The sequence below is a fragment of the Streptomyces griseofuscus genome (genome assembly GCF_014673495.1).
Lineage (GTDB): Bacteria > Actinomycetota > Actinomycetes > Streptomycetales > Streptomycetaceae > Streptomyces > Streptomyces murinus.
Genome location: NZ_CP051006.1, coordinates 1,512,875 through 1,524,903, shown reverse-complemented (window position 1 = coordinate 1,524,903; position 12,029 = coordinate 1,512,875). Strand labels below are relative to the sequence as shown.

The following is a 12,029-nucleotide window of genomic DNA, read 5'->3' as shown; positions in this document are numbered from 1 at the left end:
ACCGTGGCCACCACGCGCACCGCGCACACCGAATGGGAAGGCAACCTTCTCGACGGCAAGGGCGTCGTCAGCTTCGACTCCTCCGGCATCGGCGAGCAGCCGGTGTCCTGGCCGTCGCGCGCCGAGCAGGCGAACGGCAAGACCAGCCCGGAAGAGCTGATCGCGGCCGCCCACTCCAGCTGCTTCTCCATGGCCCTCGCCCACGGCCTGACCGGCGCCGGCACCCCGCCCACCAAGCTGGAGACCAAGGCCGACGTCACCTTCCAGCCCGGCGAGGGCATCACCGGCATCCACCTCACCGTGCGCGGCGAGGTGCCCGGCCTGGACGAGCAGGGCTTCACGTCGGCCGCCGAGGACGCCAAGAAGAACTGCCCGGTCAGCCAGGCGCTCACCGGTACGACCATCACCCTGACCGCCGAACTGGCCTGAGCCGGGGCGTCCCTTCCCGGTACCCGGGTGCCGCGCTCCCCGGCGGAGCGCGGCACCTCGGGGCCGTAGGGCGTCCGCCGGACCCGGGCCCGTACGCCTCAGAACCGCGCCCGGTACTCCCGCAGGATCTCCCGGGTGCGCCGCGCCGAGGCGGCCCGCGCCGTCATATGGTCCAGCACCTCCAGATGCGCGGCGACCTCCCGCCGTGCGTCCAGATACAGGGCACCGGTCAGATACTCGGTGAACACCATGTCGGGCAACTCCGGCTCGGCGAACCGGAACAGCGTGAACGGCGCGTACGTCCCCGGGTGCGGGCCCGCCGCGAACTCCGCGACCTGAAGCGTGATCCGGTCCTGCTCGGCGCACCCGATCAGCCGGTCCAGCTGCTCGCGCATGACCTCGGCGGACGTGCTCACCGGGCGTCGCAACACCGTCTCGTCCATGATCACCCACAGGTGCGGGGGATCGGCGCGCTCCAGCAGCCGCTGCCGTTCCATCCGCAGCGACACATGCCGCTCCACCGACTCCGGCTCGCTCTGCCCGATCGTCCCCGCCTCCATCACCGCCCGCGCGTACGCCTCGGTCTGGAGCAGCCCCGGTACGAAGTGCGGCTCGTAGGAGCGGATGATCCGGGCGGCGCCCTCCAGGCTGACGTAGAGACTGAACCAGTCGGGCAGCACATCGTGGAACCGCTGCCACCAGCCCGGCTGGTTGGCCTCCTCCGCCAGCCGCACGAACGCGGCCGCCTCCTCGTGCGCCACCCCGTAGGTGTCGAGGAGTACCTGCAAGTACGGTATTTTCAGCGCGACTTCGGCCGTCTCCATGCGCCGTACCGTCGCCGCAGCGACCCGCAGTACACCGGCGGCCTCCTCCCGGCTGAGCCCCGCCGCCTCCCGCAACTCCTGCAACCGCTTGCCGAGCACCACCTGACCCACGGTGGGTGCGGCCCGCCGCTCACTCACGCCACGCCCTCCCCTGCCGTGTCGCCTTGGCGCGCAGCAGTCTGTCACGCGACGCCTTCTCGCACAGCGGATCGAGCGCACTAAAGGGTCACAGGTTCGTCAACCCGCGAGTGTCTGGAGGTACTTGGCGGTCGCCGGGTCCGCCGGCAGGAAGGTCTCGATGGCGAGTTCGGCGACGGTGACGTCCATCGGCGTGTTGAAGGTGGAGATGGAGGACACGAACGACAGGATCCGGCCCTCGTGTTCGACCCGCATCGGCAGCGCGAAGTACGGCACCGGCTCCTCCGGCTCCTCGCCCGGCGCGTCCTCGGGCACCGGATACGCCGTCACCTCCTCGTACAGGGCGCGGAGTTGATCGGAGCGGTGCAGCGCGAGCTGCCGCTCCATCTGCGCCACCAGATGCCCGCGCCACTCCCTCAGATTGCGGATCCGCGGCGCGAGGCCCTCGGGGTGCAGGGTCAGCCGCATCGCGTTCGGTGGGTGCAGCAGCTTCTCCGGGATGCCGTCGAGCAGCATCGTGATGCCCCGGTTGGCGGCCACGACGGTGTACCCGGCGTCCACCACCAGCGCGGGATACGGCTCGTAGCCCTGGATGAGCCGCTCCATCCCGTCGCGCAGGGCGTCAAGGGCGGGATCGTCCAGCGGGGTCTCCGGGTAGCGCGGGGCGTAACCGGCGGCCAGCAGCAGCGCGTTGCGCTCCCGCACGGGTACGTCCAGATGCTCGGCGAGCCGCAGCACCATCTCCTCGCTCGGGCGGGACCTGCCGGTCTCCACGAAACTGATGTGCCGGGCGGAGGAGTCGGCCCGCAGGGCCAGCTCCAGCTGGGAGATGCGGCGCCGCTCCCGCCAGGCACGGAGCAGCGGACCCACCCCCTTGCTGTCGGAGGCGGCGGTGGACACGGAAGCTTCGGTGGCGACCATGGTCATACCTCGACCCTAAACGAGAAGTACGCACCCCAACGACCTCGCACCCGCGGACGCGCCAGGGCCGGTCTTTCGGATCTTGCCGACAGTCGCGGGGGCCGGCCGGAATCGACGGGGCGCCGAGCATCGGCCCCGTGGACGCGTCGCCCGCCCGCCCGGCCCGGCGCGTGGCAGGCTGGGGAGGAGATCAGCCCCGACCCGAAGGGAGCCGCGCCATGGCCGTCGCACCGCTGTCGCAGAAGGAGATCGAGGACCGGACCGCCGAACTTCCCGGCTGGTCCGCGGACGGCGACCGGCTCACCCGTACCTACCGGCTCCCCTCGCACTTCGCCGCGGCCGCCCTGGTCATGCACATCGCCCGCATCCAGGACGAGCTGGACCACCACTCCGACTGCACCCTCGGCTATCACTCCGTCGACCTCACCCTCACCACCCACAGCGCCGGCGGCACCCTCACCGAGAAGGACTTCACCCTCGCCCGCAGGGTGCAAGACATCGCCCCGGGCCACGGCGCACACTGAGCGTCGTGCTCGATTACGACAAGGAAGCCCGTGTCTACGACGCCTCACGCGGCGGCGAGCAGCGCGCCGAGGCCGCCGCGGACGCCGTCCTCGCCCTGATACCCGACCGCCCGGGCCGCCTCCTGGACCTCGGCTGCGGCACCGGCATCGTCACCCGCAGGCTCGCCGCGGCCCGCCCCGCGACCCGGGTGACCGGCGCGGACCTCGCCCCCGGCATGATCCACCGGGCCGCCGCCCGACTGCCCGGCGCGATCGTCCGGGCCGACAGCCGCCGACTGCCCTTCCCCGACGCCGCCTTCGACGCCGTCACCAGCATCTGGCTGCTGCACCTGCTGACCGGCCCCGACGACCTGGCCACGGTCCTCGCCGAGTGCGCCCGCGTCCTTCGGCCCGGCGGGGTGTACGTCACGACGGTCGACAAGGCCGCCGCGCACGACGTGGGCAGCGACATCGAGGCCGCCCTCGCCGACCGCCCGATCCGCCCCGCCGCGGATGCCGCCGACCTCGTCACCGCGCAGGCCGCCCGGCACGGGCTCGCTCTCGCGGGACGGTCCGCCTTCCCCGGCGTCGGCCAGGGCCGCAGCCCCCGCAGCACCATCGCCGACCTGCACCGGGGCTGGTTCAGCCTGCTGCCACCCGGCGATCCCCGCCGGGAGACGTACGCCGCCCGCCTCGCCGCCCTCCCCGACCAGGACCGCCCGCGCGCGGACCCGACGTTCAGCTTGCGCGCCTTCCGTAAACACTGACGGGTGTCGGAGGCCGACGGGGCGGGGCGGGGGCGGGTGGCCGGCCCCGGTGGCTATCGCCCGAGCCCCCGGCGGATCGCCGTCTCCACCGGCGAGTACGCCCCGTCCGGCCGCTCCAGCTCGTACGGCACCGCGGGCTCCAGCGGCGGCTGCGCCATGAGCCGCGGCCGGACGCCGCGGTGCGGCTGCGCCGCGTGCACCAGGAAGGGATGGCACAGATAGACATCGCCGGGGCGCCCGGTGGCCAGGGCGAGCGGCCGCTGTGCGCTCGCCGCGACCAGCTCCGGCGCGATCTCAAGGCCGGAGACACCCGCCTCGCCGTACGGTTCGAGGATCCGCGGCACATCCAGATGTGAGCCGACCCGGATCCGCGTCGGGGCGTCCTCCTCGGTCACCTCGCTGAACAGGAACAGCATCAGCAACGCCCGGTCCCTCGAAAGCAGATTGGTGTGGAACCAGGTGGCGCCCTCGGGCAGATAGCTGCCCTCGATGTGCCAGCCGGCGTCGCCCGGGTCCTCGGGGTGCGGGAAGCGCAGCGGGAACGTGCCGAGCGAGTACCGCGGCAGCCAACGCCGTTCACCCACCAGCAGGTCGAACGCCGCATGCAGGGCGGGGGAGTTGGCGGCGGCCGCGAAAGGGCCCTGCGCCAGGCCGCCGATCCGTACCACCGGTTCCTTCCAGGTGCCGGGGTCCTCCGGGTCGTACCCCGTCTCCCGCCACAGCAGCCGCGCGCAGTCCTCGGCGACCCGGGGCGCGACCGCGCCCTCGATCTTCACGAATCCGTCGGCGAGGAAGCGCTCCACCATGTCGTTGCCCATGCGGGCCATCGTGGACGAGGAGAGAGGGCCGGGCATCCGATTTTCCGGCGGCCGCTCGCCCCGGATTTGCCGGGTCGGCAACGGAACTGGCCCTCGCCCGGTGTGCCGTCGCACCCTGACGGCATCCGGAAGAGAGGCTGACCACCATGGCGCACGACCACCACGGCGAGCACACCCAGGGCCAGGGGCACGAAGAGGACCACGGACACAAGCACGGCCATGGGCATGGGCACGGGCAGGGGCACGGCACGGACCTCGACTGGAACGAGATGGCCCCCCTGCTGGAGGCCCAGGCCGAACTGTTCGCCCCGCTGTACCGGCAGGCCCTGTCCTGGCTCGCGGACGAGGTCGCCGAGCCGGGGCTGATCGCGGACGCGGGCAGCGGACCGGGGGTCCTGTCCTGCCTGTTCGCCGAGGCGTTCCCCGGCGCCCGGGTGGTCGCCGTGGACGGCACCGCGCCGCTCCTCGACCGGGCCCGCGCCCGTGCCGACCGGCTGGGCCTCGCCGACCGCTTCGACACCCTCGCCGGTGAACTCCCGGACGTACTGGACCAGTTGTCGAAGCCGGCCGATCTGCTGTGGGCCAGCCGCAGCCTGCACCACCTCGGCGACCAGCGGGCCGCGCTCACCGCGTTCGGGCAGCGGCTCGCCCCCGGTGGCACCCTGGCCCTCCTCGAAGGCGGCCTGCCCTCCCGCTTCCTGCCCCGCGACCTCGGCATCGGCCGCCCCGGACTCCAGGCACGGCTGGACGCGCTGGAGGAGGAGTGGTTCACCCGGATGCGCTCCGAACTGCCCGGCTCCGTCGCCGAGACCGAGGACTGGCCGGCCCTGCTGACCGCCGCGGGCCTGCGGTACACCGGCACCCGCAGCTTCCTGCTCGACCTGCCCGCCCCGGCCGACGACCGGACCCGCGCCTATGTCGCCGCCACCCTCGGCCGGCTGCGCGAGGGCTTCGGCGACGCCCTGGCCGCCGAGGACCGGGACACCCTCGACCGGCTCCTGGACCCCGCCGACCCCGCGAGCGTCCACCGGCGGCCGGACGTCTTCGTGCTGTCCGCGTACACCGTGCACACGGCCGCACGCCCGTCCTGACCGCGCCCGTTGTCCGACGGCACTTGACTTCGAGAGCGCTTCAAGTGGTGAACTCCCTTTCCGTCCAACGGCATTCGGAAATCCAGGGGGAAACCATGAACGACTCTCCGGTCGCGCTCATCACCGGCGGCGGCAGCGGCATCGGGGCTGCCGTCGCCCGGCAACTGCTGGCCGCGGGCCACCGGGTCACCGTCACCGGCCGCACGGAACGGCGGCTGCGGGACTTCGCCGAGGGCCTGGGCGACCCCGAGGAACTGACGACGGTCGTCGGCGACGCGGCGTCGTACGACGACATCCGGCGCGCGGTCGACCGCACCCGCACGGCGTACGGCCGACTGGACGCCGTGGTCGCCAACGCCGGGTTCGCCACGCATGACTCCGTGGCGGAGGGCGACCCGGCGGGCTGGTCCGAGATGGTGCTCACCAACGTCCTCGGCCCGGCCCTGCTCATCCGCGCCTCGGTCGACGCGCTCAAGGAGACGCGCGGCCGGATCGTGCTCGTCGGCAGCGTCGCCGGGTTCGTGAACACGCCCGGCAACCTCTATGGGGCGACCAAGTGGGCGGTCACCGGGCTCGCCGAGAACACCCGGCGGCAGGTCACCGAGTTCGGCGTCGGGGTGACGCTGATCGCCCCCGGCCGGGTGGAGACCCCGTTCTGGGACGGCTACGGCAGCCTGCCCCCGGGGCCTCTGCTGACCGCCGGCCAGATCGCCGACTCCGTGGTGTGGGCGATCCGGCAGCCGGCCGGGGTCGATGTCAACACCGTGGTCGTACGTCCGCTGGGTCAGCCCAACTGACGTACCAGCAGTTCTAGTTGTTGGCTATGAACTGCTGCGCCAGCCGGTCGCCGAGGGACACGGCGGCGCTGTGGCTCTCGATGGGGGAGACCTTGGAGTCCTTGAACAGGATGTAGGTCACGCCCGAGTCCGCGCCGCCGGTCGCCGGGTCGGGGTCGATCCCGAGCGCCTTGGCGGTGGCGTACGACGCCTCGCCGATGATCTTCGTGGGGCCGGTGTCGCCGACGACGGCGTACTCCACCTTGTTGTTGTAGATGACGGCGACCACGCCACCGCCCTTGATCCCGTAGTCGGAGTACTTCCAGATGCTGCTGGAGCTGGGCACCACGACATAGGGCAGCGACTCGGACTTCAGGGGCTTGCCGTCGGACTGGTGGAAGGCGGTGTCGTCCTGGTACCAGGGGTCGCGGTCCTCGTTGCAGTTGGTGGTGCGCTGGCCGTCGCAGTCGATGTCCATGTCGGCCTTCCAGAAGACCGCGCCGTTCTTGCCGCAGACGGGGACCGTGGCCGAGGTCTCGTCGTCGGTCTTGTACTTGCCGTTGGAGATCTGCGAACAGGACTTCACCTTGGCGAGCAGGTCGGCCGCGCTGACCGAGCCCTCCTGGGCGGCCTTCGGCGTGGCTGTCGGCACGGGGTTCGCGAGTGCGTGCGCGGGCATCAGGCCGGCGGCGAGCAGGGCGGCCCCGGAGGCCGCGGCGAGGGTCAGTGATCGAAGACGCACTGTGGGGGACCCTTCTGTTAGGAAACTTTCCTTACCGGGCGGCTCCACCGTGGCGTAGACGCCATGTGCGCGTCAACCCTCCGGCTGTGAACTCGTGGGAACCCCGTGCGTATTGCGGGGGTTTGTGCTCATGGCGAGACTGGAGTCACCGGAGGGATCCACGCCCTTCGCGCCCGGGAGGCGTCATGTTCGTACGCACGGTGTACGCGACCGGGGACCCGGCCCGGCTGGACTCGGCCCTGCGCGCTCTGAACGGCCAGGGTCACGATCTGCTGGAGGAGCGGCCCGGCTATCGGGGCGCGGGCGTCTTCGTCGACCGCGAGCTGGGCAAACTGCTCACGGTCAGCTGGTGGGAGTCCGAGGAGGCACAGGCCAACAGCGACGAGGTGATGCGGGAACGCCGCCCCGCGCTGCTGGAACCCTTCGCCGCCTCGGTGGCCGTCGAGCACTATCGCGTCGCGGTCTTCCACGCCCTGCCCCGGCCCGTGGTCGGCGGCGGACTGCGCGTCGCCCGGCTGGAGTTCGACCCCCGGGACGCGGACCTGCTGGCCGACACCTTCCACGCGAGCGCGCTGCCGCGTCTTGAGACGGTACCGGGACTCGCCCGTACGGCGCTGCTGCTGGACCACGACCGGGGCCGGGGCATCGCGGGCACGGTCTTCACCGACCAGCACGCCCTCGCGGCCTCCCGCGCCGCCCTCTCCGCCATCCGACGCTCCGGCACGGCGAAGGCGCGGGCGACGGTGGTGGCGCTGGAGGAGTTCGAGGTGGTGCACGCGGACGCGCATACGCTGTGAGTGCGGGCGGGTCCGCGGCGCCGTCCTGGCCGGTCGCGCGGTTCCCCGCACCCCTTCGAAGCCTCGGCCGTGTGTACAGGGCACTCCCGTACACACGGCCGGAAGAGAATGCGTCAGCCCATGTCGAACGTGGCCGGGTCCGGACCGATCCGCCGGTCCTCGTTCAGCGCGCCGATCGCCGCCAGGTCCTCCGCGTCCAGGCTGAAGTCGAACACCTCGATGTTCTCCTTGATCCGCGACGGCGTCACCGACTTCGGGATCACGATGGTGCCCTGCTGGACATGCCACCGCAGCACCACCTGCGCCGGAGTGCGGTTGTGCTTCTGCGCGATCGCCACGATCGCCGGCACCTCCAGCAGCCCCTTGCCCTGCCCGAGCGGCGACCATGCCTCCGTCCGGATGCCCTGCTCCGCGTGGTACTCCCGGGCCGCGTGCTGCTGAAGATGCGGATGCAGCTCGATCTGGTTCACCGCGGGGATGACGGACGTCTCCTCGGCGAGCCGCCGCAGGTGCTCCGGCAGGAAGTTGGACACACCGATGGCACGGACCCGGCCGTCGGCGTACAGCTTCTCCAGCGCCTTGTACGTGTCGACGTACGTGTCCCGGGCCGGCAGCGGCCAGTGGATCAGGTACAGGTCGAGATGGTCGAGCCCCAGCTTGCCGAGCGAGGTGTCGAAGGCACGCAGGGTCGCGTCGTACCCCTGGTCGCTGTTCCAGAGCTTGGTGGTGACGAAGATGTCCTCGCGGGGCAGACCGGAGGCCGCGATGGCCCGGCCGGTGCCCTCTTCGTTGCCGTACGCCGCGGCCGTGTCGATGCTGCGGTACCCGGCCTCAAGCGCCGTGCCGACGGCCCGCTCGGCCTCGTCGTCCGGCACCTGCCACACGCCGAAGCCCACCTGGGGCATCTCGACGCCGTTGTTGAGGATGATCGGGGGGACCTTGCTGCTCACGAGCTCGTGATCCTTCGCTGGTCGACGACGTGGTTCTCCATCGTCAACGATCACACACCGCGATACATTCCTGACGCGCCTGGAAGATCAGGATCCGTCCCGGCCCCTCAGGACTTGTACAGGGCCTCGACCTCGCGCTCGTACGCTTTCTCGATCGCCTTCCGTTTCAGCTTCAACGACGGCGTCAGCAGGCCGTGTTCCTCGGTGAAGGGCTGCGCCAGTATCCGGAAGGTGCGGATCGACTCGGCCTGTGAGACCAGCGTGTTCGCGGCGACCACCGCGCGCCGCACCTCGGTCTCCAGATCCGGGTCCCGCACCAGCTGCGCGGGCGCCATCGCCGGTTTGCCGCGCATCTGGAGCCAGTGTTCGACGGCCTCGTGGTCGAGGGTGACCAGGGCCGCGATGTAGGGGCGGTCGTTGCCGACCACGATGCACTGGCTGACCAGCGGATGGTCCCGGACCCGCTCCTCCAGCACCCCGGGCGAGACGCTCTTGCCGCCGGAGGTCACGAGGATCTCCTTCTTGCGGCCGGTGATCGTCAGATAGCCGTCCTCGTCGAGGGAGCCCAGGTCACCGGTGGCCAGCCAGCCGTCGTGCAGCGATCCGTCGGTCGCCTTGGGGTTGTTCAGATAGCCCTGGAAGACATTGCCGCCGTACAGCCACACCTCGCCGTCGTCGGCGATGTGCACGGTCGTGCCAGGGATCGCCTGGCCGACCGTGCCGTAGCGGGTGTGCTCGGGCGGGTTCGCGGTCGCCGCGGCCGTGGACTCGGTCAGGCCGTAGCCCTCATAGATCTGTACGCCCGCGCCCGCGAAGAACAGTCCGAGCCGGCGGTCCATACCGGAGCCGCCGGACATGGCGTTGCGGATCCGGCCGCCCATCGCGGCCCTGACCTTCGCGTACACCAGCTTGTCGAACAACTGGTGCTGCATCCGCAGCCCCGCCGTCGGCCCCGGTCCGAGCCCCCAGGCCTTCGCCTCGATCGCCTCCGCGTACCGCACCGCCACATCGACCGCCTTCTCGAACGGCCCCGCCTTGCCCTCCTTCTCCGCCTTGCGCCGGGAGGCGTTGAACACCTTCTCGAAGATGTACGGCACCGCCAGGATGAACGTCGGCTGGAACGCCTGGAGGTCGGGCAGCAGCGCGGCGGCGTTCAGCTGCGGCTGATGGCCGAGCCGCACCCGGCCCCGGATCGTGGCCACCTCCACCATGCGACCGAAGACATGGGCGAGCGGCAGGAAAAGCAGGGTGGACGCCTCGTCGCCGCGCTTGGAATGGAACACCGGCTCCCAGCGGCCCACCACACTGTCCGCCTCGAACATGAAGTTCCCGTGCGAGAGCACACAGCCCTTGGGGCGGCCCGTGGTGCCCGAGGTGTAGATGACGGTGGCCACCGAGTCCGGGGTGACCGCCTGCCGGTGCCGGTGCACCACCTCGTCGTCCAGATGCGCGCCGGCGTCGTACAGCTCCTGCACACAGCCCGCGTCCAGCTGCCACAGCTGGCGCAGCCGCGGCAGCCGGCCGATCACCGTGGCGATGGTCATCGCGTGGTCCTCGTGCTCCACGATCGCCGCGGTGACCTCCGCGTCGTACAGCATCCAGAAGCACTGCTCGGCCGAGGACGTGGGGTAGACCGGCACCACCTGGGCGCCGATGGTCCACAGGGCGAAGTCGAAGAGCGTCCACTCGTAGCGGGTACGGGACATGATCGCGACCCGGTCGCCGAACCGGACCCCGCTCGCCAGCAGGCCCTTGGCCAGGGCGAGGATTTCGTCACGGAACTCGGCGGAGGTCACATCGCGCCACTGCCCGGCAGCGTCCTTGCGGCCGAGGGCCACCCGCCCCGGATCCGTCTGGGCATGCTCGAAGACGACATCGGCCAGACCGCCCACCGGCGGTGCCGACGTCAGAGGCGGGTTGGTGAACTCGCGCAATCCTCGCTCCCCGATCCTCGCTGCCTGAACGCGCCGGTGATGTGCGGCACAGCGCCGTGAAAGCTACCTCACACCCTGACCGGAGGGGAGGGGGGCGGAAACAGAGCAAACCTCGCCTTCTGCCCGATGGTTGTCCGGAAAATGCCCGCACATGGGGAAGGGACGGACACAATACTGACGGGTCAGTAAGTTTCGGCGGCGTAATCTCCACCGAATCTGTACGCGCCGATTACCGCTCTGTACAGGGCGATTACGGCCACGACCACGCCGTGCGCGCCCCCCGACGGCTCCGCCCCGCCGCCCCCGTACGGCCACCGGTGTCCGGCCCGCCGCCCGACTCCCTGTGAAGAGCGCCACACCATCCTCAGCCCTCGTTCCTCAGCCGCCGTGGCGCCGCAACCGCTCCCCGCCCGCCAGGACCGCCGCCGCGAGGGCGTCCGCCGCCTGCTGCGTTTCGGGCCGGTGGCGGCCGTGCGCCAGCACGAAGTCGACCTTGCCGAGCTCCGGCAGCCCCGCGCGCTCCGGCAGCCGGAACAGGCCCGGCGGGATCAGCCGGCGAGAGTGCGCCATCACCCCGAGCCCCGCGCGGGCCGCGGCGATCAGCCCGTTGAGGCTGCCGCTGGTGCAGACGATCCGCCAGTCGCGCCCCTGCCGCTCCAGCGCCTCCAGGGCCCGCGCCCGGGTGAGGCCGGGCGGCGGATACACGATCAGCGGGACCGGCCGCTCGGCGTCCAGGCGCAGCCGCTCGGCGCCGATCCACACCAGGTCGTCGCGCCACACCAGCGCCCCGCGCGGGTCCTCCGGGCGCCGCTTGGCCAGCACCAGGTCGAGCTTCCCGGCGGCCAGCCGCTCGTGCAGGATCCCGGACAGCTCGACCGTCAGCTCCAGATCGACCTCGGGATGGTCGTGACGGAAGCCCGCCAGGATCTCCGGCAGCCGGGTCAGCACGAAGTCCTCCGAGGCGCCGAACCGCAGCCGCCCGCGCACCCGGGTCCCGGTGAAGAACGCCGTCGCCTGCTCGTGCACCTGAAGGATCCGGCGCGCGAAGCCCAGCATCGCCTCGCCGTCCTCGGTCAGCTCCACGGAGTGCGTGTCCCGGACGAACAGCTGACGCCCCGCCGCGTCCTCCAGCCTGCGCACATGCTGGCTCACCGTGGACTGGCGCAGGCCCAGGCGCCGGGCGGCCTGGGTGAAGCTCAGCGTCTGGGCGACCGCGAGGAAGGTCCGCAGCTGTGTCGGGTCGTACACGGGCCCAGCGTACGTCGCTATCGCGAATCATGATGACAGTGAGAGTGGTGTGCGGGATTCCCGATCAAGGCGGGGCAAGGGATCATGAGGA

At 71.5% G+C, this 12,029-nt stretch carries 13 protein-coding genes; 6 read left to right on the top strand and 7 right to left on the bottom strand.

Annotated elements, in window-relative coordinates; translation table 11 throughout:
- Window positions 1-3 precede the first annotated feature (3 nt).
- Entirely contained in the window at window positions 4-429 is a 426-nt protein-coding gene (locus HEP81_RS06660) for an OsmC family protein (RefSeq protein WP_037654806.1), read from the top strand.
- A 98-nt stretch (window positions 430-527) separates the two neighbouring features.
- Here HEP81_RS06660 and HEP81_RS06655 read toward each other — a convergent pair whose 3' ends face one another.
- Both HEP81_RS06655 and HEP81_RS06650 read right to left on the bottom strand, forming a co-directional pair.
- Window positions 528-1,391, bottom strand: a complete 864-nt coding sequence (locus HEP81_RS06655) for a helix-turn-helix domain-containing protein (protein WP_037654808.1) — start codon at window positions 1,389-1,391, stop codon at window positions 528-530.
- Between the two features lie 99 nt (window positions 1,392-1,490).
- Window positions 1,491-2,318: a helix-turn-helix domain-containing protein gene (locus tag HEP81_RS06650; RefSeq protein ID WP_037654810.1), complete on the bottom strand. Its 828-nt coding sequence runs from the start codon at window positions 2,316-2,318 to the stop codon at window positions 1,491-1,493.
- Window positions 2,319-2,530: 212 nt separating this feature from the next.
- Between HEP81_RS06650 and HEP81_RS06645 the strand changes: the two genes are divergently transcribed.
- Both HEP81_RS06645 and HEP81_RS06640 read left to right on the top strand, forming a co-directional pair.
- Entirely contained in the window at window positions 2,531-2,836 is a 306-nt protein-coding gene (locus HEP81_RS06645) for a 4a-hydroxytetrahydrobiopterin dehydratase (RefSeq protein ID WP_037654812.1), read from the top strand.
- 5 nt (window positions 2,837-2,841) lie between these two features.
- Complete coding sequence (locus tag HEP81_RS06640; protein ID WP_037654815.1) at window positions 2,842-3,582, top strand: class I SAM-dependent methyltransferase; 741 nt, start codon at window positions 2,842-2,844, stop codon at window positions 3,580-3,582.
- A gap of 53 nt (window positions 3,583-3,635) precedes the next feature.
- On the opposite strand, the gene HEP81_RS06635 is transcribed toward HEP81_RS06640, so the two are convergent.
- On the bottom strand, window positions 3,636-4,400 hold the full coding sequence (locus HEP81_RS06635) for a phytanoyl-CoA dioxygenase family protein (RefSeq protein WP_051850133.1): 765 nt from the start codon (window positions 4,398-4,400) through the stop codon (window positions 3,636-3,638).
- 146 nt (window positions 4,401-4,546) lie between these two features.
- On the opposite strand from HEP81_RS06635, the gene HEP81_RS06630 reads away from it, so the two are divergent.
- A complete protein-coding gene (locus tag HEP81_RS06630) occupies window positions 4,547-5,491 on the top strand; it encodes a class I SAM-dependent methyltransferase (protein ID WP_037654820.1) in 945 nt (314 codons plus the stop codon).
- A gap of 95 nt (window positions 5,492-5,586) precedes the next feature.
- Complete coding sequence (locus HEP81_RS06625; RefSeq protein ID WP_037654822.1) at window positions 5,587-6,288, top strand: SDR family oxidoreductase; 702 nt, start codon at window positions 5,587-5,589, stop codon at window positions 6,286-6,288.
- 13 nt (window positions 6,289-6,301) lie between these two features.
- Here HEP81_RS06625 and HEP81_RS06620 read toward each other — a convergent pair whose 3' ends face one another.
- Entirely contained in the window at window positions 6,302-7,009 is a 708-nt protein-coding gene (locus HEP81_RS06620; protein WP_037654824.1) for a glycoside hydrolase family 75 protein, read from the bottom strand.
- Window positions 7,010-7,194: 185 nt separating this feature from the next.
- On the opposite strand from HEP81_RS06620, the gene HEP81_RS06615 reads away from it, so the two are divergent.
- Window positions 7,195-7,806, top strand: a complete 612-nt coding sequence (locus HEP81_RS06615; protein ID WP_037654825.1) for an antibiotic biosynthesis monooxygenase family protein — start codon at window positions 7,195-7,197, stop codon at window positions 7,804-7,806.
- Window positions 7,807-7,919: 113 nt separating this feature from the next.
- Here the strand turns inward: HEP81_RS06615 and HEP81_RS06610 are convergent, their stop codons facing one another.
- The 3 genes from HEP81_RS06610 to HEP81_RS06600 form a co-directional block, all read right to left on the bottom strand.
- Window positions 7,920-8,756, bottom strand: a complete 837-nt coding sequence (locus HEP81_RS06610) for an aldo/keto reductase (RefSeq protein ID WP_037654828.1) — start codon at window positions 8,754-8,756, stop codon at window positions 7,920-7,922.
- Between the two features lie 107 nt (window positions 8,757-8,863).
- Window positions 8,864-10,690, bottom strand: coding sequence for an AMP-dependent synthetase/ligase (locus HEP81_RS06605; RefSeq protein WP_037654830.1), 1,827 nt, complete (start codon window positions 10,688-10,690; stop codon window positions 8,864-8,866).
- Between the two features lie 378 nt (window positions 10,691-11,068).
- Complete coding sequence (locus tag HEP81_RS06600) at window positions 11,069-11,938, bottom strand: LysR substrate-binding domain-containing protein (RefSeq protein ID WP_037654832.1); 870 nt, start codon at window positions 11,936-11,938, stop codon at window positions 11,069-11,071.
- Between the last annotated feature and the right edge of the window lie 91 nt (window positions 11,939-12,029).